Origin of the sequence: Roseofilum capinflatum BLCC-M114 (genome assembly GCF_030068505.1) — a bacterium.
Classification (GTDB): domain Bacteria; phylum Cyanobacteriota; class Cyanobacteriia; order Cyanobacteriales; family Desertifilaceae; genus Roseofilum; species Roseofilum capinflatum.
Genome location: NZ_JAQOSO010000104.1, coordinates 1 through 21,491 on the forward strand (window position 1 = coordinate 1; position 21,491 = coordinate 21,491).

Genomic DNA, 21,491 nt, shown 5'->3' on the forward strand with positions numbered 1-21,491 from the left:
GAGAACCAGAAAAGCCGTCCTAGAAGGACGGGGTTTTAGACCCATTCTTCTGATAGAGCGTTGATGTTGACTTCCTTGGCGATCGTCGGAAAGAACACGAATGACTTCACCGACTGCTCTCACTTGAACATTACTTTGTTGATTCTGAAAAGCCTGTTGCAAAAGTCGGATACCCTGCTCCGTGGAGGGAGTGGAACCAGTAGCAGCACTGGAACCTTGGGCACAGCGAGAATCAAATTCTGCTAGAGCGCCTAAAGCACTGCAATCTACGGCCTGTGCCTGGGTGGGTAATGCAAGGGTAAAGGTTAATACAGTAACTAGGCTCAGGAGGAATTGAGTTGTGTTTTTTTTCATAGGATGTTGTGGATATTTTGGTACTCACTCTAAGATCATATCAAGCCCGATTCACTATGATTACAACTCATCGTAGGCTGGGCAAGAGCATGAGTCAAACAATTGAAATTATACTAGCATACTTTGCCCACCTTTTTGTAAAAATGTTACTTTTGACAACACCTTAGTGAAAACCCTAAAATGGTGGGTTACGGCGGATTGATAGATTGCTGTCAGAGTCTAGGTTTTAGCCGCCTAACCCACCCTACGCTAAGGCACTATTTTAGCTGTGTCATGGCAGTAGCCAGATCATCGATAGCGCCGAGCAGTGGCTTCGGGAAAGTCCACGGGAAGTTCCTCGAATGTGCCAGGGGTAACACTGGGGGTTACGGGGGGCGCTTGCATTTGTTCGTAGGTGAGGCGGGAAATGTCGCCAATGAGATCGGCTGCTCCATAATCATTATGGGGGCGTTCGACTAAGACGGCGGCAATGTAACGCTTGCCACTGGGCAGATCGATGAGACCGACATCGCCTAAGAGTTTACCAATATCGCCGGTTTTATGGGCAATCATGGCTCCTGTTCCTAAGCCTTGTTCGAGGAGAACGCTGGTTTCGGTTTGGCGCATAATATCAATCATGCGATCGCGGGATTTCAGAGAAACGACTTCTCCCTGATGAATCATGGCCATTACCTGGGCCAGCTCACGAGGTGATGTAGTATTTTTGCCCTCTAAATCCGGCAACCAATCCCGCAGCACGGTATGCTGAAGTCCCCAACCCCTGAAGGTCTGATTCACCTGAGTCATCCCACCTAATAGCTCGATAATCATGTTAGTGGCCGTATTATCGCTAATGGTCATCATCCAAGTAGCGACTTCTAGGGCCGTATATTCACTGCCAACAGGATCGTATTGCAGACTCCCCGATCCTCCGGCTCGATGTTCTTCTGTGAGGGTTAAGGTTTGATCGAGCCGAATTTGACCGGCATCCACGGCTTGAAAAAAGGCTAATAGGATGGGTAATTTAATCGTGCTGGCAGCCGAAAAAATCGTTGTGCCTTCGAGATCGACATAACTGGAGGTATCTAAATCTAAAACAAAAACGCCGGGTTGAAACCTAGGGGTTTGACGGGCTAAGGCTTGGATATTGTTTTTCAGCTCTTGCAACTCCGTTTCTAGCTGGAGGGAGTGGGGAGCTGTTAACCAGGGATTTTGGCTGGCTACCCTTTCTCGTAGCAGGGCATCTGTGGTTTCCGTATCGGGGGATTCACTCACCTGATTTGAGAGGGGGTCGGTGGAGGCTAACTTAAGGCCCAAAAAGGTCATGCTTTCGGGATCGGAGGCTGAGAGCAGAGTTCCAGCGATCGCGCAGATGCCTACCCCCAGAATTAAAAACCGCGTTGCATACATCAAAGGCGATACTGGCGTGGGTTTCGAGCGGTTTAAGGGATATTGACGATGGCGTGGCGATCGCGCTTTCTCCTTCTGAATCTGTCCTTTCTGCTCACTTTTGATCTGACTCAAATCCTGACGATCGCGATCGGATGGACGCTGACGAGAAAGAGTCTTGGGGATCGCAACTGAAGATAAATCTCCCTTTCTCAGGGGGATGGCTTTCCGTTGCCGTTTCCGAGAACCCAAACGCACCGGCGATCTTAAGGGATTGCTTTCGACTTTCAAGGGTGGGATCGGTGGTGCAGGGTGAGATCGCCCCCTATTGATTGGGGGAGTCAAATTTCCTTTACCCCCTGGTAGAATTTTATCCAAAACCGATAAAACCGCCCGTTGCAATGGCGATCGCCGTTTGCGGTTCAACCTCGGTTTCTCTGGTCTAGATAAAGACATTTCCCCTTGAGTCCGACTCGATCTCCGTTTCGGTAGAGGGGTTGCACCTTGAGCAGATCCAAGACGTTGAGTGCGGCCCGCTCCCTTTCTTTCTCCTGATTTCGCCATCAACGACTCCTTATCACACGGATCATAAATGTAAATGAACCCACCACGGTCAAAGTATTCATGGGATTGTTGCTAATTTTATGGATTTAGACCTCGAATAGAGTTTGTTCTCTTTGTCCCCGATCGCAGAAATTAGCCCTGTATTGAGCTACCCTGGTCGTCAAAAATAGCAAACCTCGATTATTCTACGTTGTCTGCGATTCTCTTTAAACCCACCCTGGAGAGGTACGGTTAACCATCTCCTGATGAACCCTTGGATGGGGAACTGTTGGCGATCGCCCATTCCACCTGAGAGAGAATTCCCCGGAGCATCGCCACTTCTGCTTCTGTGGGATAAGCACGATTATAAAACCGTTTGAGCTTTTCCATTCGTCGGTTAGCAGTATGGGGATAAAGATAGCCTATCTGCAACAAGAGCATTTCTAGATGATCGTAATAGGCTTCTATAACCTGCCTTGGGGCGAGATCGGAGCCTCTAGAGTCTATCTGCTTTGTCTGCGTTTCCAGAGTACACTGATAGAGTTCATAACAGCAAATACCTACCGATTGGGCTAAATTGAGAGATGGATAGATGGGATGACTGGGAATTTGCACAAACCGTTGGGCTAAATTCAGTTCGTCATTGGTTAACCCCCGGTCTTCCCGGCCAAATACCAGGGCACTTTCCCCCCCAACTAGCCAAGGTAGTAAGGTATTGGGGGTTTCTAATGCTGTTGGTAACTTGATGGTACGCCCTAGGGTTGCTGCCACCTTCTGACAACCCTGTAAGGCTTCCGGTAGAGTCGCAACCACCTGGATACCAGTCAAGATTTCCTGAGCATGAACAGCCATTTGTCTAGCTTCTGGACTGTGGGGATCGCATTGAGGATTAACTAACACCAATTGACTCAAGCCCATATTTTTCATGATTCGGGCGATCGATCCCACATTTAAGGGGCCAGATGGCTCGACTAAAACAATTTTAATGGCTGATAGATGGGAGCGATCGTTCATCCGTTGGTGGTGCAGAGTAGGTTGTCCCTACAATGAATAAAAAACCTTACCGCTAACTTACCATGGCTCGTCATCGATTAAAATCTGATTTGCCCACCAAAATCTGTCCTGTTTGCAATCGCCCCTTTACCTGGCGCAAGAAATGGGCTAAATGTTGGGATGAGGTAAAATACTGTTCTGAACGCTGTCGCCGCGATCGCCGATAACGGTTACTGTCCAGAGGATCACACCTCTCATTACTCATTACTCATTACTCATTACCTATGACTCAACCCAAACTGATCATTCACGGAGGTGCAGGCAGCTCCCTACAAGGCAAAGGAGGTGTTGAAGCCGTCCGCCAATCCCTGTATGAAATTCTCAAACAAGTGTATGCCAGCTTAGAAGCGGGAACACCAGCCTTAGAAGCGGTGATTCAAGGCTGTCATTTACTCGAAGACGATCCCCGCTATAATGCTGGAACGGGTTCAGTGTTGCAGTCGGATGGTCAAATTCGCATGAGTGCTTCTCTGATGGAGGGCGAGAGCCAAACCTTTAGTGGTGTGATCAACGTTTCGCGGGTTAAAAATCCCATTGATTTAGCTAAAGTTTTGCAAGAAAAGAGCGATCGCATTCTCTCTGATGTAGGAGCCATGGAACTGGTGCGAGAACTCCAACTTCCCATTCATAATCCCTTAACCGATTTGCGCTTAAATGAATGGTTACAAGACCGCAAAGATAATTTTAAACGCAGTATGGCCAACGTCCTGGCTAGTCCCGCTCCTGGAACCGGAACCATCGGTGTAGTCGCCCTCGACAACCAAGGCAAAATTGCGGCTGGAACCTCCACCGGAGGCAAAGGATTTGAATATATTGGGCGCGTCAGTGATTCGGCTATGCCTGCCGGAAATTATGCCACCTCTGCTGCCGGAATTAGCTGTACCGGCATTGGCGAAGATATCATCAACGAATGTATCGCCGCTCGTATCGTCGTCCGCGTCACCGATGGCATGTCCTTAGCTGCGGCCTTTGAAAAAACCATGAGCGAATCTAAAGCCAATCAACGGGATTTAGGAGCGATCGGAATTGACAAAACCGGTCAAATTGCCTGGGGAAAAACATCAGAAATTCTCCTTGCTGCTTACCACACGGGCGAACAACTCGGCGACACCCTAGAATGGACTTCCTCAGATGAAGTAAGCGGCTCGATTTAGGCGAACCTCGATAGTCATTTCAAATAGCCATGAAGTAGAAATGGTATGGGTATTTAAATCAGTAATTTGTGAAATAATCCTAGAGCTTTTGACTTCTCCCCGGTCTAAAGACACGGGGATTCGTTAAGAGTCCAAATTCGGATTCTTACAGGCGTAGTCAAAGCGCCCCTACTGAGTTCCATTAGATCAAATCCAATGGTTCCCGCTACTTTCCCGTGTTGGATAATCCCCTGGGCTAACACCCAGGAGATTGTTCATGTTCTGACACTAAATTAACGGTTCTGGGAAATGTAGGTTTCCAACACTTCAGTCGCCAATTGGGTCATGGACTTGCCTTCCTGGGCAGCTAAATCCTTAAACTGCTGATACACGGTATCCCGGACTCCGATCCGGTATCGAGCTTTACCAGAAGAAACCAGTCCCGATCCAGGGGTATAACTCTCAGAAAAGGCTCTGAGCGCGTCAAAACCGACTCGATGACAAAAATCGCCAAAACTCTCGACTTTGCCGTTATTGAGGCGTTCTTGCTTGAAATAGACGAATAATGGCTCTAGGGTGGACTCTAGATCTTCATCTTTTACCTTATCTAGGAAGGGTTCGGAGAGTCGGTTTTGATTGGGGTCTGCTCCCAGCCAGACCTGGTATGCTCCAGGGGTTTGACCGACGAATCCTAATTCGGCAATGTAGGGCCGAGCGCAGCCATTGGGACATCCGGTCATGCGGACAACAAAGTGTTCTTTGGGTAGTCCGACTTTCTTGAGTAGGGTGCGGATACGGGCGAGAATGCCGGGTAGGGCCCGTTCTGATTCGGTAATGGCTAGGCCGCAGAGGGGGAGAGCGGGACAAGCCATGGAATAGCGGACTAGGGGATCGAGCCGTTCGGCATTGGTTTCGACTCCGTGTTTTTTGAAGATGTCGGCGATCGCCCCTTGATCTTGGGGATCGATGTCATAGAGAATCAGATTATGATTGGGCGTAAGCCGCATGGGTAACTTAAACTCGGTGACAATTTCCCGCAGGGCGCTCTTGAGCTGGAATTTTCCATCATCTTTGACTCGACCATTTTCAATGGACAAGCCAAAGAACTGTTTACCATCGCCCTGATCGTGCCAACCCAAATAATCCTGATATTCAAATTCCGGTAGGGGTTTAAAGGGAGCGAGGGGTTTACCGAAATAGTGTTCGACCTGAGCGCGGAATTTGTCTACCCCCCAATCATGGAGCAGATATTTCATTCTGGCATGACGGCGTTGGTGGCGATCGCCATAATCGCGCTGAGTTGCTACAATGGCCTTAACCAGATCGTACACATCATCCTTATCCACATAGCCAATTTTATCCGCAGCCCGCGCAAACGTCTCCTCCTTATTATGGGTGCGGCCTAACCCACCCCCAGCATAAATATTAAACCCTTCTAACTCTCCAGCCTCATTGGTCATCACCACCAAGCCAATATCTTGAGTCAAAATATCAACCGAATTATCCCCCGGCACAGTCAGACAGATCTTAAACTTACGGGGCATATAATGCGTACCATAAATCGGCTCTTCCTTATCCGTGAAATTCGTGCCATTGACATTTTTATTGCGAGCCGCCTTCACTTCCGGCGCTTCCTCGGCACTAATCACCTTTTCCCCATCGAGCCAAATCTCATAATAGGCTCCCGTTTGTGGCGTGAGTAAATCGGCAATCTTATTGGCATATTCCCAAGCATATTGATACTCTGGACGAGTTTTATAAGGAGCAGCCGGAGCCATCACATTCCGATTTAAATCCCCACAAGCCCCTAGGGTAGACCCCATATGTTTAACGATACTAGCAATCACCGTTTTGAGGTTTTTCTTCAGAATTCCATGCATCTGAAACCCTTGCCGAGTCGTTGTTCTCAGGGTATGATTCCCATAGGTTTCCGATAACTGATCCAGCGCCAAATACAACTCAGGTGGAATAAATCCCCCCGGACTGCGAGTCCTGAGCATCATCTGATAATCTCTTTCTTGACCTTTTTGGCGATTATCTCGATTATCTTGTTGATAGGAACCATGAAACTTGAGAATTTGAATCGCATCGCCAGAAAAGTGGGTCGTATCTTCCAATAATTCGGAAGCAACCGGTTCTCTGAGAAAATCACTATTTTCTTTGATGACTTCGATCTTAGACGGCTTAGAAGTAGTAGGGGGAGAATTCAACGATGAAACCATAGAATAAATGGGTAAGGTTTTGCTACAATACCAAGGTATCTAACCCCAGAGTGACTCAAAAATCTAACGAATGGGGTCATCCGCTTACATTTTTCTCAACTTGGGTAGGAATGACCAAACATCCAGTTAGATAATTGGGGTTTCTTCCCATTTTATCGGAAGTGGGCCCTCAAACTCAGTCAAGCTTAGATTTTCTTAAACTCTTCTTTATAACTGTACTTTCAATCAATGACTTAAATGGAGGAACTCAAATGCCCGATTCCTTGATGTATCAGTCCGATGGGTTTGTGGTTTTAGAGGCCAATCAACCGGAGCAATTTCTGACGGAAGCCGAATTACTCGACAAGCTTAAGGCCTGTTTGAGTGAGAGCCAAGGGGAACTCCCCAGAGATTTACAAAAATTTACTACCCTAGAAGACCAGGCCAAGTATCTGATGGACACCTCCTGTGAACTCGATCTTGGCCCGGGAACCTTCTTACAATGGTACGTGGTGCGCTTAGAAAAATCCTAGGGGTATTCCCTCTTTTCTTTTGCCTTTTCCCTTTTGCCTCCCCCTAGCACATCATCGTAGGGTGGGCAGGAGGATAAGCGGCATCATGCAACGTCTACAAGTATACCCTGCCCACCTTGCCCCATACCTGAATTGAATTAAGAGCATTTAGCTGACGGGGGTCGGTTCACCGACAGCAATTAAGAATACATCAAAACAATCTTCTTCTCCCTCTTGAGGGGCGACCTCGACTCGCAAACCAGGGCCAAAAAAACGCTCTATTTTTTCGCGCTTCTCTTGCCAAGCGTCTAAAGAGACAAAAGGCGACTCAAACTCTAAAACTAGAGCATAATGGTCATCAACAGCAACTTCTCGAATACCAATTAAAAGGGGTCTTTCTTCATCGGTTGGACTTAAGCCTAAACTTTTCAGGGACTCATCAAGATGAGCTTCTTGGCCATAGCGATAGCGAGTCACATCTTTCCAGACCTGGAGTTGGGTAGATGTTCCCTGTTGGTTACGCAGGGCTAAAACTTGGGCAGAAGGCTCTTGAGTCACGGGGACGGGTTTTAATTCTGAGGCTTTTAGGGCTAGTCCTCCCAAGAGGAGGGGAATACCATAAAAAAATCCGGCTAAGTTGAGGGTGGGATGGTTTGTAAAATAGGCGACAAAGCCTCCGACTGTTAAGAGGCCTCCCACATATAAACCGACAGTTCCCAAGGAAATTTTGCGTAACATAATCGTCTTGTTTAATGAATCAATGACTACTTTATCGTTTCTGGAGGGTTACGACCAAGCACCAGAGAAGATCGACAACTATTATCATTGAGATAGTGTCGGAACGTTTTAGGGAGATTTTCTAATGGTCACCAATAAGGACTTTACTGCGTCCAAAACTCGTCAGTTACTCGATCAAATCAACTCCCTCAAGCGCGAAGATGAAACCCTTTACAATATTTTAGCGGTGGATGTGTGGGCACTGGCTAAAACAATGGATGAGTTCCAACCGGGGTTTTGGACGGCGTTTATGAAAAATCGGGAAAAGGCTCTGAAGCGGTTTATGAGTGAGGCGGCTAGGAATAAACAGACTGATGGGAATAACCATCCGTTTTTGCGCTAGAGCCGATAGTGATAATAGACATCTCTGGCAGCCCGGTGTAGAAGGGAGTGACGATAGACTAAGGCGGACATATCTTTGGCGTATCCGCCGCCAATGACGCAAGCGACGGGGTATCCGGCGGCTAAACAGGTGCTGAGAACTTGCATGTCTCGGCGAAAGAGTCCGGTGTCGGTGAGGGCGAGTTTGCCGAGGGCATCATGGATATGGGGGTCAACTCCGGCATCGTAGAGAATGAGGTCGGGTTTGAGTTGGCTGAGGAGGTCGGGGAGATAGGTGGCGAGGGTTTGTAGGTAGGGTTCGTCTTCCATGCCGACGGGTAGGGGGATGTCGAGGTCGCTGGGGGGTTTGTGACTGGGAAAGTTGATGTCGCAGTGCATGGAGAAGGTGAATACGCTGGGGTCGTCTCGGAATATCCAGGCGGTTCCGTCTCCTTGGTGTACGTCTAGGTCTAGGATGAGGATTTTTTGGGCTAGGTTTAAGTGTTGGAGGACGCGGGCGGCGATCGCCAAATCGTTGAAGATACAAAAGCCGGTTCCGCGATCGGGGAAAGCGTGATGGGTTCCTCCGGCAGTATTACAGGCAAGTCCATGTTTAAGGGCGAGTTGACTGGTGAGAATGAAGCCACCCACGGCCCGACAAGTACGCTGGGCTAGGGCCGGACTCCAGGGTAAACCGATGCGTCGCTGGGCCTTGGGGTCTAGGGTTCCTTGGCAGTAGGCTTGGATGTAGTCGGGGGTATGGACGAGTTGCAGCCATTCTACGGGGGAGAGTTCGGGGCTATGGACTTGGGAAGGGGTGATGATGCGATCGCTCAGAAGCAACTCATACAGCAGCTTAAATTTGGCCATGGGAAACCGATGACCTGGAGGGAGAGGCGCGACATAATCGGGGTGATAAACAATGGGAATGGATGCAGTCAAGACGAATTGGGGGCTATGCTCTAAGACATACCCTACAGGCTATTTTGATGAATCGGAGCGGCGGGATTTGAACCCACGACCCCCACTACCCCAAAGTGGTGCGCTACCAAGCTGCGCTACGCCCCGGTCACAGATTTCCATGATAACACAGGATTTTTAAAATTAAAACCCCTCTAAGGTATTTAAAGCCTGAATTACTTCTGGGGTGACGATCGCAGGCCAGGTTCCTTCGGCTCGACGACCGGTGTTGAGGATGAAATGGAGGCTAAAGCTATGGGGATAGCCTTGGACTTCCATCCACAAAAGGCTGCCTTCAGCTTCACAGGTGATGGTTTCTTCCTCCATGAGTTCGGGGGCGATTTGCTCTAGGCTGTGGAGCAGTTGCTGTAGGAGTTTCTGAAATTCTTGCAGTTCTGGGGCGGTTAGCTCGATCGCCCAATCTGCACCGCCGAGCAACGCGGGATACTCTGGGGCTTCGGGTTTCCAGCCGACGCGCCATTGGGGCCCTTGTTTAATCACGGTTGGTTTTGGGGAGTGTAGAGTCCGACGAGGACATCAATTAAAGCGTCCCGTTGCGATCGCGTTAAATTGGCGATCGCTTCACGGTCTCCCTCTAAGGGATTTTTGGTCAGCACATCTGCACTGGGATAAACCCCTTCATACATGATCTCATTAGCTCCCAAATAATCCGCTAGGGTTAACTTCCAATCTAAGCGATATTGGGGCGTGCGACCTTTGACAAAGAGATGATAGCGAATTAATCTCTCGGCTAAGGTATTATCTGGGTTCACTTCCCCACTCAACTGGCTCACATAATCATTTTCTAGGGGAAAATCTGGCAGTTGTTCGTACACCAACCGCCAGAGATCCCTAGGTCGAATCCGAGTCTGGGCTAGGGCGGTTGGAGAATTGAACCCTGCTAAGGGGATGACAGATAAAGCCATCCCCCCAAATAAACTTAAGGCCATGAGAAAAAAATCTCTTCGTTTCATTCACCAATGATTTCCGGTTGGGTTAACTCGTCCGACATTTCAATTACCGCTCGAATAACGGGCTTCATTTTCGGATCGTCCAGGTTATCAAATTCTTCGTAGCGGCGACGTTGGGCGCGATGGGCGACCTGTACGGTAATCCGATAGCGGTTGGATGCGGCATTAATGAGTTCTTCAGCACGACGCATTAATTCTTGGCTGTCTACGGAAGTGCGCTTGAGCATAGGGGCGTTTTTAGAAGTTTAAATCAATCTTTTTCTAGTTTACCGGTTCTGGCTAAAAGTCGAGCAGGACGGAGGCGTTGGCGGCCACGATTTGGTTATGGCCATTGCGTTTGGCTTGGTCAAGAACATAGCGGGTGAGTTCGAGGAGAAATTGGGGTTGGGTATCGATACGGGGGATGAGAGCTGCTACCCCCATACTCACGGTGACGGTGGGAGCAACGGGGGAGGTTTTGTGTTCTAGATCTAGGCCAATGATGTTGTGTTCAATGATATGGGCAACATGGGTACTTCCGGAGAGGTCGGTATGGGGAAGGAGGACGGCGAATTCTTCTGCACCATAGCGAGCTACGAGGTCGGCAGGACGTTTGAGGGCTTGGCGCACGGCATCGGCGATCAGTTGCAGGCAAAAGTCACCACTGAGATAGCCGTAGGCTTCGTTGTAGAGTCGGAAGTAATCAATATCACAGAGGATTAGACCGAGGGGCGATCGCTCCCTGGAGAGTCGTCGCCATTCTTTTTGTAGGACTTGCTCAAAGCGACGGCGGTTATACAGTTGGGTGAGACTATCGGAAGCTGCCAGTTGTTTGAGTTCTTGGTTAGCTTCTTTGAGTTGTTCGTAGAGTTGGGATTGTTGGATGGCGATACTCAGTTGGGTACTGATATCTTGTAGAAGTTGGGTTTCCCAAGCTTCCCAGGTTCGAGATTGATGACATTGATGAACGATCAACAGTCCCCAGAGATAGGTTTCCCAGGGGGGATGGTAAGGGGAGGCCAGGGGTAAGTTGGATTGGCCCAGTTTAAAGGTGTTTTGGGGAGGGGGATTTAAGGGAATGCCCAGTTGAATGGGGAAGACTAATTGCGATCGCACCTGAAGTTGATGGAGAAATTGGCGATCGTCTTCTGGGAGATCGGCCGTTTCTAGATCGCTGATTTGGCTGATGTTTCCCTGCTGATAGAATGGAATTTGATCTTTCGTATACAGCTTGTCAATCGGCTGATCCAGGATCGAATCACAGGTTGAATTCACCGCTTCGACTACGACCGTACCGCTCCAATCTGGATTAAAATAGTAAACTAAGGCTCTGTCTATGCCCAATAGGGCTTGGAGTTGATCGACACTCGATTGTAGGATTTCTTCGAGACCTAGAGATTGGCGAATTTTGTCGTTCATCTTTCGTAAGAGGCGATCGCCTGCGCCTTGTTTTTCTAGTTCCTCTTCCTTCCGATGGACTTGAGTCCGATCTTCAATCAGCACTAAGTATACAGAGCCTAGATTTTCTTCTGTCCCATCGGGAAGTTTCCTCAAGACGATCTTCAGGTAAACGGCTCCTAAATACCCTTCTCTTTCTACAGACTCACTCTCCCTTAATCCCTCTAGGCTGACAGAGCTTAACATCGGGCAAATATCCCTAAGATCTACTCCCCGATCCGCAGCAAACTTGGGGAGAACACAATCCATTTTTGGATCGGTCTCTAGAATTAAAAACCGATCGTTAATCAGCAAATAACTAGCTTTCAATTGAAGGTTTAAAATCTGAGTGAATCGATCATTCATCGCTGGTTCTCCCCTTCCATAGCAAACTCTGAAATCCCCCTTACCAGATCGGGGTTACACTTCAGAACTTGTGAACCACATCCGATCGCTACATTTTCTTGGCTCACACTCTAAGTGAGGATCGCTTTTCAACACGCCAATTCCGTAATTGACAATCGAGTAAGACTGAGATTATTTTTGCTTGTCATTTAATCTTACCACTTCTGTTAGGGATTGACAATCCACCCTAAAAACCCAGCACTCCATCCTGCATCTGAGACAGTAAGATTCAACATTACTGGGCCACTTTTTGCACCCATTCCATAATAAATTACTCAAGTTCTGGATTTAAATTCCATTCCTCTAGGGTAACTCCCAGACTTTGATCGAGACGAGTCAATGCATTAAGATATTGGATTAAAACTTGCAATTCATTTTGTCGAGCATTCGCTAAATCATTTTGAAAACGAATAATATCATTCAGGGATGTCCCTTCAATGCCCAAACGCAGCTTAGTTTCTTCCGCCTCCAATTGCTGCCGCACCAATTCCGTGGTGGATTGAGATTGTTCGACCTGTTCCCAGGTGAGCTGAATATCTCGGATGTGATTATTGATATCAATATTTAAGCTCGAATAAACTTGCTCGATGGTATTTTGACTCTTCCTCACATCCACCTGACTTTGTTGAAACTGCTGTTCGGGCTGCAAATCTCCCCAGGTTTTACTCAAGGTCAAAGCCAGGGTTAGATCGGAGCGGGTTTCCACTAAATTACTAGGCAACCAATTATAATCTGCCTCCAAATCTAAATTCCATCGGCGCTCATCTTCCGCTTCAATTAAATTAGAATTAGCAATTTTCTGATTTAACTGAGCTTGTAAGTATCTTGGATTATTCTCTAGGGCTAAAGCGAATAATTTTTCCACATCTAAGATCGGTCTATCTTCTAACTGTGGCGATTGAGCTGTAATCGCTAAATCCTGATCGAGTTCTAATAAATCTAATAACTCCAATCGAGCTTGATCTAAGGCATTTTGAGCATCTAAAACCCTTAATTCTTGGTTGGCCACATCTGCCTCGCCTTGAATCCGTTCGACCGGGGCCCGTCTTCCCGCCTGAATTAAGGCTTCTGTAACCTCTAACAAACGCCGAGAGTTTTCTAGCGTGAGTTGGGCAATACCCAGTTCTTCTTGACGTTGGAAAAGTTGACGATACAGTATAATTGCCTCAGTCACTCGATCGATTAATGTAGATTTAACTTGTAAAATTTGCACTTGATTGCTCAAGCGGGCACGATCAATGGACGCACGATTGACATCGACTCTTGAACCTCGCAATAAGGGCTGTGTCAGTTCCAGTCGAATTTCATGGTTGAATCCCCTTTGATCGAACGGAGCAGTAGAACCATATTGTCGTTCTAAACGCCGACGGGTTCTCCAGTCAAGGGTGATTTCAGTACCGATGGGGAGTTGAGTATTCAGGGCAGCTCCGATGTCTAAGCCTTCACTTTGGGTAATAATGGGGCCAATGGATTCTCGACGAGCATTGAGTAAGAGACGAGGAGTAAGATCGGGATTGAATTTATCTTCAGCTACCGCTAGATCTTGACGTTGGGCAATACGATCGAGATAGGCATTTTTGATGTCCGTGTTATTTTCAAGCACCAGTTGCACGACATCGGCGATCGCCAAAGATAAAAGCTTTTGTTCTGAATTATGTTCAGACTGAACAGTTTGCCCTAGTAAGGAACTCGCTTGTACGGGAAGTCCCCCGCAAAAACCCAAGGTATAGCTGGCAAATAGGCCCCCGAAGACCAGGGATAGATGAACTAATTGTTGTATTCTCAAGAGAGATTGATCGAGATTCATGACTATTTTTGGCGATTGAAGTTTAACGTTAATTTAATCTCAAGTTAATTTTGCCCCCAAAGCTGGCTTAGAGCGGTCAAAGACTAAAGAACTTGTCAGTAAATGACAAACAATAGTGCTACAATCAAAGCGAGTTACCTCTTAGAAAGAAGATGTACAGATTGATGGAGCAACCAGTCAGGTACACCGGCGAGCGGATCACAATATGCAGATATGGTCAACCTAATCAAGACAACCCAATCTGGACTGATTCTCATTGTTGATGATAATACCAACAATCTTAGGGTGCTATTTAACTTGCTGAAAAAATCAGGGTTTAGGGTATTAGTGGCCACAGATGGCAAAAATGCATTAGACAAAGTGCATCAAACCTATCCTGATTTAATCTTGCTGGATGTGATGATGCCAGAATTAAGTGGGTTTGAGGTCTGTCGGCAACTGCAAGCTAATCCCAAAACTCAAGACATTCCTGTTATTTTTATGACAGCCTTATCCGAGAGTGAAGATAAAGTTAAGGGATTCCAACTCGGTGCTGTGGACTACATTACCAAACCTTTCTATCAAGAAGAAGTCTTAAGTCGCATTCAACTGCATCTGAAGCTACGCTCTTTAACTCAAAATCTACGAGAAAAGAACCAGCAACTCCATAAAGAAGTCCAAGCCAGGCTGTTAGCAGAAACTCAATTAAAACATCTCAATGAAGATTTAGAAAGTCGGGTAATGGAGCGCACGGGGCAGCTCTCTTTAGCCTTAGAGCAACTGCAAGCTAGGGAAGAGCAACTCAGTTATGAAGCCTCTCACGATCATCTAACAGGATTGTATAACCGCTTGTGGGTGACCCAATATTTATCAACATTGTTAGACCATTTTTCCAGTTCCTCTCAGAGCAACACCGGCATTTTGTTCTTAGATTTAGGCCATTTTAAGCGAGTTAACGATCATTTGGGGCATCGCATTGGGGATCAAGTATTGAAAGTGGTGGCCGAACGTCTGTCAGGATGCTGGCGAGGTCAAGGGCAAGTGGCCCGTTTGGGGGGAGACAAGTTTTTGTTAATACTAGAAGAAGTAGAAAATACGGATATAGAGGCGATCGCCAACCGGATCTTAGAGCATCTGCGATCGCCCATTACCATCGGCCACTATCCCATTTCCCTCCATGCTCGTATCGGCATTATCCCATCCATCCTCAGCTATCGGCAAATGACCGACATTCTCCGCGACGCAGATATCGTCATGTCAGAAGCCAAACGCGCCGGAAAAACCGGGTATTGCATCCTCAACCCCCAACTCCAGTCTCGTGCCTTAGAACGCATTCAACTCGAAGCCGAATTACCCCTCGCCATCCACAACCATCAATTCGAGCTACACTATCAACCCATTATCGCCCTCGATAGCCACCAACTCGTTGGTTTTGAAGCCTTAATTCGCTGGCGACATCCTCAACGGGGACTCATTTCCCCCGGATACTTTATTGACCTAGCCGAAGAAACCGGATGTATTGAAGAACTCGGATTCATCGCTCTTACCTTAGCCTGCCAACAACTCCAACAGTGGCATCAAAAATTTTCCCAGACGCAAGATTTAGTCATTAACGTCAATCTATCCCCCTTGCAACTCCAAAACTTTCACCTTCTCAAAACCATTTCTGATATCTCTAATCAACATGATATTTCACCCCATCAAATTAAACTAGAAGTTACCGAAAGTGCTTTTTTAGAAAACGAAGGGATGCCCACTAAAATCCTAGAAGAAATCCATCATCAAGGCATCAAAATTTGTATTGATGATTTCGGCACAGGATATTCATCCTTGAGCCGTATCCATTCTTTTCCTGTAGACACACTCAAAATTGACCGATGTTTTGTTTCTCGTCTAGATAGCTCAGAAGGTTTGGCAATTATTCAAACCATCATTTCCTTAGCTCACCATCTCGGTATGGATCTGGTTGCTGAAGGCATAGAAACCGAAGAACAACTGAATATCGTCAAAGAAATAGGGTGCGAATTTGGCCAAGGGTTTTTGTTTGCAAAACCCCTAAAACCTGAAGCGGCCACTCAGTTTATTCAAAATTACCGCATTAGTTGACCTATGAACACTTCTTCTATCGATCAAAAAACCCTGCTGGTGGTTGACGACAATCCTACCAATATCAAAGTTCTATTCAACTTTCTCAAAGAAGAAGGATTTAAAGTTTTAGTCGCCAAAGATGGCTTAAACGCCTTAGAGAAACTCACTTCTATCCAGCCCGACTTAATTTTACTCGACATCATGATGCCCGGAATTGATGGCTTTGAAACCTGCCATCGAATCAAAGAAGACCCCAAAATTAACAGCATTCCCATTATTTTTATGACTGCCTTAGCCGATGCCAACAACAAAGTCAAAGGACTCAGTTCAGGAGCCGTTGATTATATTACCAAACCCTTTCAACAAGAAGAAGTCTTAGCCCGCATTAACTTGCATCTGAAATTAAAATCTCTCACCCAAGAACTCGCTAGTGTAAATGCGTCCTTGGAACAAAAAGTTGAGGAACGAACCGCAGAACTCAAAAAAGCTCAGTCTCAATTGGTTCTGACCGAAAAAATGTCCTCTTTGGGGCAACTGGTGGCCGGAATTGTCCATGAAATTAATAATCCCGTTGGCTTCATTGCTGGCAATATCGCCGAAGCCAAAAATTATGCCCAAGACTTAATTCAGATCGTTCAACTCTATCAAGAAAAGTATCCCGAACCCGATGATGAAATTCTTGATGAATTAGAAGCCATTGATTTTGACTACTTACAGGAAGACTTTCCCAAACTCCTCAAATCCATGGAAGAAGGAACCAATCGCATTACGAACATTAGTCAATCCATGCGTACTTTTTCCCGTGCTGATAGCGATCAAAAAGTGCCCTTTAACTGTCATGATGGTATCGACAGCACCATCATGATTCTCAGGCATCGACTGAAGGCGAAAGACTATCGACCCGAAATTGAAATTACTAAAAACTATGGTGATTTACCCCCCGTTCCCTGTTATCCGGGACAATTAAATCAGGTGTTCATGAACTTATTAGCCAATGCTATTGATGCTTTAGAAGATTCTAATCAAGGTAAAAGTTATGAGGAAATTCAAAGCCAGCCGAATGCAATTCAGATTACCACCAGTTATGATGCTGCTGAAAACCAAGTTCAAATTGATGTCCATGATAATGGTATAGGCATGAAGCCAGACATCCAACAGAAAATTTTTGATTATTTGTTCACGACCAAAGGAGTCAATAAAGGTACAGGACTAGGGTTGGCAATTTCCCGTGAAATTATTGAAGACAAACATCAAGGAACCCTAGACTTTACCTCGCAACTTGGACAAGGAACAACCTTTACGGTAACGTTACCCGTGAAGGAATAGTCCATTGTAGGCGGATTTTTATCCAAGTTGGGAACTTTCTACCTGAGTCCCTAGTCACCAGTTTATGGTTTCTCCTTGGTGACCAGGTGGCGGGACGGCTTTAGGCAAGACCCGCCCTTTTTATTGGCCCTACACCCTGGCCATGGGTCAATGGTTTTCCTATTACCCATTACCCATTACCCATTACCGCACCAAACGCCATCTTATGCATCACTCATCTGTACTGTTTCTCAGTAATGGCCATGGGGAAGACCTCAATGGCAGTTTAATTGTTAAGGCATTGCAAGAGTCTTATCCCCAGGTAGAGGTTGCGGCCATGCCTTTGGTGGGTGCAGGGGGGGCCTATCGCCGCTTAGGTGTGCCTATTATTGGCCCTACGCGCACCCTGCCCTCTGGGGGAATATGGTATATGAATCCCCTTTATTTGCTTAAAGACCTGTTTTCGGGTTTGATTGGCTTAACCTGGCGACAAATTCGGGCGGTGCAGCGCTATAGTCAGAAGTGTGACCTGTTGGTGGCGGTTGGGGATATTGTCCCCATTGGGTTAGCACAGTTAACGGGTCGCCCTTATCTGGCCTTTGTGGTGTCTACATCTAGTTACTATGAGGGCAAGGTTAAGTTACCATGGTTGACAGCCCAGTGTTTGCGATCGCCCCAATGCCAACACATTTATACCCGCGATGCCTTGACTGCCAGGGATTTACAGCACCAAGGATTCCCCAATACCACATTTATCGGGTGTCCCTTTATGGATACCCTCACGCCAACGGGAAAACCCTTAAATCTAGACTCGAATCAACCCATGATTGCCCTGTTACCCGGTAGTCGCCTTCCCGAAGCCTTAGAAAACTTTGCCCTACAATTGCGCTTGTGTGAACTGCTCTCAGGCCAGAAACCCCTACAATTTCAAGCGGCCTTAGTTCCCCATATTCAAGAGAGTCAAATACAAGCCCTAGCCACTCAAGAAGGCTGGCATTATACTCCCGGAAAACTCACCAAAAACCACACCATAATTCACTATCATTTTGATGCCTTTCCCGACATCCTCCACCAGTGCCATCTAGTGATTGGTATGGCAGGAACCGCCGTAGAACAAGCGGTTGGCTTGGGAAAACCCATTGTGCAAATTTCCGGTAAAGGCCCCCAATTTACCTATCGATTTGCTGAAGCTCAAATGCGACTCTTAGGGCCATCCATTACCACCGTAGGCACAGGGCCAGCAACACCAGCTATTTTAGCAGAAGCAGCCACCACCATTGTGGATATTCTCGGCGATAAGCAGTATCTAGAAACTTGTGTTAAAAATGGCCAAGAACGGATTGGCCCCATAGGAGCCTCCCAGAGATTTGCCCAGGAAATTATAGCTAATGGGTAATGGGGGTCTGTTGTTCGCGTTTCGCTCCCTTCCCCAGGGGAAAGAAACCCGGTTTCTTCTCACTCCCTAATAGTGCGATCGATAAAATCGGTAATGTCTTGATAAAAAGTCTGCCCTTTATGTTGACTCGCCCCTGCCGTCACCAACACCCGCAAAAATCCCACTAGGGAGCGAATAGTCGCATCATAAACCAGATCAAAAAGCGGACTCAAATCATCTTGATTGTGTTGTCCATAGGCGAGAGCATCAATATAATTCTTGCGAATTTGATTATCGATCACCACAATGGGATAGCCGGCCCGGAGCAACAGTAAATTCATCAACAATCGAGCCGTGCGTCCATTGCCATCCCGGAAAGGATGGATCGACACAAAGCGATAATGTACCCTCGTCGCATATTCCACGGGATGAAGCTTTAAAGCTGAGTTGGAATTGAGCCAGAGGATAAACTCTCTCATGAGTTGAGGCAGTAAATAATGGGGAGGATAACGATAATTCGTTCCGGCTGCCATCACATCTAGAGTGCGATAACTTCCTGCTTCATTTGGGTTTATTTTTCGCAAAATGAGAGTGTGGATTTGTTTGATTTCCCATTCATTAATTTCTGTGTTAATCTGGGCTAAGGTTTCAATATAGTCGATAGCTTCTTTATGTCCAATCACTTCTAAATGTTCATCAAGGGTCTTACCCCCAATCGTAATTCCCTGGGTTAAAACCAACTCAGTTTCGCTTTGGGTGAGGGTATTTCCTTCTATGGCATTTGAGTTATAGGTAAATTGAACATCATAGAGTTTTTTGAGTTCAGTAACGATCGCTGGATCAAACGGTCTAAATTCATCCAACCAGGATTTGAGTTGGTTGATTTGTTCTAATTTAGCGTTCTGTTTGACCATTAAGTAGTTATAGATTAAAGCTGTTAATGAAACTCCAGGTTCTTGACTTAAAGCGATCAGTTGTTGGATAAACTTCTCGTAGAGTCGAGAAGAGGCGAGCCGTACATTGTCTTGGATCTTCATCCCTGACTCCCTGCTAACAGCGTTTTTCCCAGCTATGCGATACTCAGTTGTGCCCCCCTGACCCCTTCTCCTGTGGGAGAGGGATATAGGGAGAGGGCCAGATCTTTCGATACTAGCGAATGGCTAAAATACCTGATCCTCGATACCTTTCCACCATTGGCCGAGTTTCATTAAATCTTCGTGAATTTCGGTTAATTGCTCCATGTATTCTTCCGGTTCTAGTTCATGCCGACGCTCTTGTAGCTTTTGTAGCCTTAGCTGAACCAGTAACCAAGGTTTAGAGATGCCATCGGTAGCTTCAATATAGTGGGCTAAAGCTTGACTATTCACGATCGCACACTCCTCAACGATAAAAGAATTGCCCTATAGTATAATATCAAATCTAAAACAGAATGCTACATAGGAGCTAGATCGATCCAATGATTAATCATGCTATGTCCTGATGGGGGAACAAAACTTGGTACGATGAATGCGGCACAACCTGGTTTTATCTCCCCACTGAAAGCCTTACAGCAATTTTCGCTGTTATGAGAGTGAGAGACGCTTCCTACCACAGGTTAGCAGACCAGGCCAGACCTTATCAATGGGCACTGCTAAGGGAAAACCCTTTTCCCTTCTCCCCATTACCGATTACCTAGTTACCGCGCGAAGCGCCTTATCCTATGACTATACATCCTGACGGCATTCCTCCCCATGGGGGTCAACTGATTAACCGAGTGGTTACCCCAGAAGAAAAGCAAGAATATTTACAAAAAGCGGACACTCTTCCCAGGGTACAACTCGACGATCGCGCCTTTTCTGACTTGGCCTTAATTGCCATTGGTGGATTTAGCCCCCTAACCGGTTTTATGGAACAAAAAGACTATGAAACCGTAGTGACCGACATGCGCCTAGCCAATGGACTCCCCTGGTCTATTCCCATCACTCTATCGGTCAGCAAAGAAGTGGCTGATCCTTTACAAGAAGGATCTTGGGTGCGTTTAGATGACCCTTCCGGCCGATTTGTGGGCATTTTAGAATTAACCCAGAAATATCAATATAACAAAACCCATGAAGCCCAAAATGTTTATCGTACAGACGACGAAAAACATCCAGGGGTAAAAGTGGTTTACGAACAGGGAGAAGTCAATTTAGCTGGGCCCATTTGGCTCTTGCAACGAGACCCCCATCCCCTGTTCCCCAACTATCAAATTGACCCGGCAGACACGCGGGCAGCATTTAAGGAAAAAGGCTGGAAAACGGTTGTGGGTTTCCAAACCCGTAACCCGGTTCATCGGGCCCATGAATATATTCAAAAATGTGCCATGGAAACCGTTGATGGTCTCCTGCTCCATCCCCTGGTGGGAGCAACTAAGAGCGATGATATTCCGGCGGATGTGCGGATGCGGTGCTATGAAATTATTCTAGAAAACTATTATCCTCAAGACCGGGTGATGTTGGCAATTAATCCGGCAGCTATGCGCTACGCTGGCCCTAGAGAAGCGATTTTCCATGCTCTTTTGCGGAAAAATTATGGCTGCACTCACTTTATTGTCGGCCGCGATCATGCCGGAGTTGGGGACTATTATGGAACCTATGATGCCCAATATATTTTTGATGAGTTTGAACCGTCAGAGTTGGGCATTGTGCCGATGAAATTTGAACATGCCTTTTACTGCAAGTTAACCGGAGGCATGGCGACGGCGAAAACGAGTCCCAGTAAGCCGGAAGACCGGATTCATTTATCGGGAACGAAAGTGCGGGCCATGTTGCGCTCTGGTCAACTCCCACCCCCAGAGTTTTCTCGCCCAGAAGTGGCGGCTGAGTTAGCTAAAGCGATGCAGTCCCAGCAATAGGGTTAAAGTCAGTTGTAGGGTGGGCAATGCTCACCCGACTAGACCAGCAAG

21 protein-coding genes and 1 tRNA gene are annotated in these 21,491 nt (G+C 46.8%); 8 read left to right on the forward strand and 14 right to left on the reverse strand.

The genetic code is table 11. The features are described 5' to 3' along the window. The 3 genes from PMG25_RS20190 to PMG25_RS20200 all read right to left on the reverse strand — a co-directional run. A partial coding sequence (locus tag PMG25_RS20190; protein WP_283768697.1) for a DUF3465 domain-containing protein occupies window positions 1-354 on the reverse strand: 354 nt, incomplete at its 3' end. A gap of 288 nt (window positions 355-642) precedes the next feature. Next, window positions 643-2,286 carry a serine hydrolase gene (locus tag PMG25_RS20195; RefSeq protein WP_283768698.1) on the reverse strand — a complete coding sequence of 548 codons (1,644 nt, stop codon included), beginning with the start codon at window positions 2,284-2,286 and terminating at the stop codon, window positions 643-645. A gap of 231 nt (window positions 2,287-2,517) precedes the next feature. Then, window positions 2,518-3,279: an RNA methyltransferase gene (locus PMG25_RS20200; protein WP_283768699.1), complete on the reverse strand. Its 762-nt coding sequence runs from the start codon at window positions 3,277-3,279 to the stop codon at window positions 2,518-2,520. 62 nt (window positions 3,280-3,341) lie between these two features. Between PMG25_RS20200 and PMG25_RS20205 the strand changes: the two genes are divergently transcribed. Next, on the forward strand, window positions 3,342-3,485 hold the full coding sequence (locus tag PMG25_RS20205) for a DUF2256 domain-containing protein (protein ID WP_283768700.1): 144 nt from the start codon (window positions 3,342-3,344) through the stop codon (window positions 3,483-3,485). Window positions 3,486-3,542: 57 nt separating this feature from the next. Then, a complete protein-coding gene (locus PMG25_RS20210; RefSeq protein ID WP_283768701.1) occupies window positions 3,543-4,472 on the forward strand; it encodes an isoaspartyl peptidase/L-asparaginase in 930 nt (309 codons plus the stop codon). Window positions 4,473-4,744: 272 nt separating this feature from the next. Here the strand turns inward: PMG25_RS20210 and sir are convergent, their stop codons facing one another. Beyond that, on the reverse strand, window positions 4,745-6,673 hold the full coding sequence (gene sir / locus PMG25_RS20215; protein WP_283768702.1) for a sulfite reductase, ferredoxin dependent: 1,929 nt from the start codon (window positions 6,671-6,673) through the stop codon (window positions 4,745-4,747). 251 nt (window positions 6,674-6,924) lie between these two features. Between sir and PMG25_RS20220 the strand changes: the two genes are divergently transcribed. Next, window positions 6,925-7,185, forward strand: a complete 261-nt coding sequence (locus PMG25_RS20220) for a CRR7 family NDH-1 assembly protein (protein ID WP_283768703.1) — start codon at window positions 6,925-6,927, stop codon at window positions 7,183-7,185. Between the two features lie 147 nt (window positions 7,186-7,332). Here PMG25_RS20220 and PMG25_RS20225 read toward each other — a convergent pair whose 3' ends face one another. Continuing rightward, the gene (locus tag PMG25_RS20225) at window positions 7,333-7,902 is read right to left on the reverse strand and encodes a DUF2854 domain-containing protein (protein ID WP_283768704.1); all 570 of its coding nucleotides are present in this window, start codon (window positions 7,900-7,902) and stop codon (window positions 7,333-7,335) included. Window positions 7,903-8,026: 124 nt separating this feature from the next. On the opposite strand from PMG25_RS20225, the gene PMG25_RS20230 reads away from it, so the two are divergent. Then, a complete protein-coding gene (locus PMG25_RS20230) occupies window positions 8,027-8,284 on the forward strand; it encodes a hypothetical protein (RefSeq protein WP_283768705.1) in 258 nt (85 codons plus the stop codon). On the opposite strand, the gene PMG25_RS20235 is transcribed toward PMG25_RS20230, so the two are convergent. The 7 genes from PMG25_RS20235 to PMG25_RS20265 form a co-directional block, all read right to left on the reverse strand. Then, window positions 8,281-9,204 carry a histone deacetylase family protein gene (locus PMG25_RS20235; protein WP_283768706.1) on the reverse strand — a complete coding sequence of 308 codons (924 nt, stop codon included), beginning with the start codon at window positions 9,202-9,204 and terminating at the stop codon, window positions 8,281-8,283. The two genes, PMG25_RS20230 and PMG25_RS20235, sit on opposite strands and share 4 nt — an antisense overlap. Before the next feature lie 52 nt (window positions 9,205-9,256). Beyond that, window positions 9,257-9,330: transfer RNA gene (locus PMG25_RS20240), tRNA-Pro, on the reverse strand. A gap of 36 nt (window positions 9,331-9,366) precedes the next feature. Further along, complete coding sequence (locus PMG25_RS20245) at window positions 9,367-9,723, reverse strand: DUF1818 family protein (protein ID WP_283768707.1); 357 nt, start codon at window positions 9,721-9,723, stop codon at window positions 9,367-9,369. Further along, window positions 9,720-10,196, reverse strand: coding sequence for a hypothetical protein (locus PMG25_RS20250; RefSeq protein ID WP_283768708.1), 477 nt, complete (start codon window positions 10,194-10,196; stop codon window positions 9,720-9,722). The genes PMG25_RS20245 and PMG25_RS20250 overlap by 4 nt, the downstream gene beginning before the upstream one ends. After that, window positions 10,193-10,420, reverse strand: a complete 228-nt coding sequence (locus PMG25_RS20255; RefSeq protein ID WP_283768709.1) for a DNA-directed RNA polymerase subunit omega — start codon at window positions 10,418-10,420, stop codon at window positions 10,193-10,195. The genes PMG25_RS20250 and PMG25_RS20255 overlap by 4 nt, the downstream gene beginning before the upstream one ends. A 52-nt stretch (window positions 10,421-10,472) precedes the next feature. Beyond that, a complete protein-coding gene (locus PMG25_RS20260) occupies window positions 10,473-11,975 on the reverse strand; it encodes a sensor domain-containing diguanylate cyclase (RefSeq protein ID WP_283768710.1) in 1,503 nt (500 codons plus the stop codon). Window positions 11,976-12,285: 310 nt separating this feature from the next. Next, complete coding sequence (locus tag PMG25_RS20265; RefSeq protein ID WP_283768711.1) at window positions 12,286-13,821, reverse strand: TolC family protein; 1,536 nt, start codon at window positions 13,819-13,821, stop codon at window positions 12,286-12,288. Between the two features lie 213 nt (window positions 13,822-14,034). Here PMG25_RS20265 and PMG25_RS20270 point away from each other — a divergent pair, with 213 nt between their 5' ends. The 3 genes from PMG25_RS20270 to PMG25_RS20280 all read left to right on the forward strand — a co-directional run bounded on the left by PMG25_RS20270 (window position 14,035) and on the right by PMG25_RS20280 (window position 18,589). Beyond that, a complete protein-coding gene (locus PMG25_RS20270; RefSeq protein WP_283768712.1) occupies window positions 14,035-15,906 on the forward strand; it encodes a two-component system response regulator in 1,872 nt (623 codons plus the stop codon). Window positions 15,907-15,909: 3 nt separating this feature from the next. Continuing rightward, window positions 15,910-17,214 (forward strand): hybrid sensor histidine kinase/response regulator, encoded by a 1,305-nt coding sequence (locus PMG25_RS20275; RefSeq protein WP_283768713.1) that lies wholly within the window; start codon window positions 15,910-15,912, stop codon window positions 17,212-17,214. 205 nt (window positions 17,215-17,419) lie between these two features. Further along, window positions 17,420-18,589: a lipid-A-disaccharide synthase-related protein gene (locus PMG25_RS20280; protein WP_347178891.1), complete on the forward strand. Its 1,170-nt coding sequence runs from the start codon at window positions 17,420-17,422 to the stop codon at window positions 18,587-18,589. A 59-nt stretch (window positions 18,590-18,648) separates the two neighbouring features. Here the strand turns inward: PMG25_RS20280 and PMG25_RS20285 are convergent, their stop codons facing one another. Beyond that, on the reverse strand, window positions 18,649-19,605 hold the full coding sequence (locus PMG25_RS20285; RefSeq protein WP_283768715.1) for a Fic family protein: 957 nt from the start codon (window positions 19,603-19,605) through the stop codon (window positions 18,649-18,651). Between the two features lie 123 nt (window positions 19,606-19,728). Then, window positions 19,729-19,935 (reverse strand): hypothetical protein, encoded by a 207-nt coding sequence (locus PMG25_RS20290; protein ID WP_283768716.1) that lies wholly within the window; start codon window positions 19,933-19,935, stop codon window positions 19,729-19,731. Window positions 19,936-20,267: 332 nt separating this feature from the next. On the opposite strand from PMG25_RS20290, the gene sat reads away from it, so the two are divergent. Then, window positions 20,268-21,440 (forward strand): sulfate adenylyltransferase, encoded by a 1,173-nt coding sequence (sat, locus tag PMG25_RS20295; protein WP_283768717.1) that lies wholly within the window; start codon window positions 20,268-20,270, stop codon window positions 21,438-21,440. The last annotated feature ends 51 nt before the right edge of the window (window positions 21,441-21,491 follow it).

Excerpts from the sequence above, each read along its gene's own strand:
- PMG25_RS20195 (WP_283768698.1), bottom strand. The coding sequence starts at position 2,286 with ATGGCGAAATCAGGAGAAAGAAAGGGAGCGGGCCGCACTCAACGTCTT.
- PMG25_RS20200 (WP_283768699.1), bottom strand. The coding sequence starts at position 3,279 with ATGAACGATCGCTCCCATCTATCAGCCATTAAAATTGTTTTAGTCGAG.
- PMG25_RS20205 (WP_283768700.1), top strand. The coding sequence starts at position 3,342 with ATGGCTCGTCATCGATTAAAATCTGATTTGCCCACCAAAATCTGTCCT.
- PMG25_RS20210 (WP_283768701.1), top strand. The coding sequence starts at position 3,543 with ATGACTCAACCCAAACTGATCATTCACGGAGGTGCAGGCAGCTCCCTA.
- sir (WP_283768702.1), bottom strand. The coding sequence starts at position 6,673 with ATGGTTTCATCGTTGAATTCTCCCCCTACTACTTCTAAGCCGTCTAAG.
- PMG25_RS20220 (WP_283768703.1), top strand. The coding sequence starts at position 6,925 with ATGCCCGATTCCTTGATGTATCAGTCCGATGGGTTTGTGGTTTTAGAG.
- PMG25_RS20225 (WP_283768704.1), bottom strand. The coding sequence starts at position 7,902 with ATGTTACGCAAAATTTCCTTGGGAACTGTCGGTTTATATGTGGGAGGC.
- PMG25_RS20230 (WP_283768705.1), top strand. The coding sequence starts at position 8,027 with ATGGTCACCAATAAGGACTTTACTGCGTCCAAAACTCGTCAGTTACTC.
- PMG25_RS20250 (WP_283768708.1), bottom strand. The coding sequence starts at position 10,196 with ATGAAACGAAGAGATTTTTTTCTCATGGCCTTAAGTTTATTTGGGGGG.
- PMG25_RS20255 (WP_283768709.1), bottom strand. The coding sequence starts at position 10,420 with ATGCTCAAGCGCACTTCCGTAGACAGCCAAGAATTAATGCGTCGTGCT.
- PMG25_RS20260 (WP_283768710.1), bottom strand. The coding sequence starts at position 11,975 with ATGAATGATCGATTCACTCAGATTTTAAACCTTCAATTGAAAGCTAGT.
- PMG25_RS20265 (WP_283768711.1), bottom strand. The coding sequence starts at position 13,821 with ATGAATCTCGATCAATCTCTCTTGAGAATACAACAATTAGTTCATCTA.
- PMG25_RS20270 (WP_283768712.1), top strand. The coding sequence starts at position 14,035 with ATGGTCAACCTAATCAAGACAACCCAATCTGGACTGATTCTCATTGTT.
- PMG25_RS20275 (WP_283768713.1), top strand. The coding sequence starts at position 15,910 with ATGAACACTTCTTCTATCGATCAAAAAACCCTGCTGGTGGTTGACGAC.
- PMG25_RS20280 (WP_347178891.1), top strand. The coding sequence starts at position 17,420 with ATGCATCACTCATCTGTACTGTTTCTCAGTAATGGCCATGGGGAAGAC.
- PMG25_RS20285 (WP_283768715.1), bottom strand. The coding sequence starts at position 19,605 with ATGAAGATCCAAGACAATGTACGGCTCGCCTCTTCTCGACTCTACGAG.
- sat (WP_283768717.1), top strand. The coding sequence starts at position 20,268 with ATGACTATACATCCTGACGGCATTCCTCCCCATGGGGGTCAACTGATT.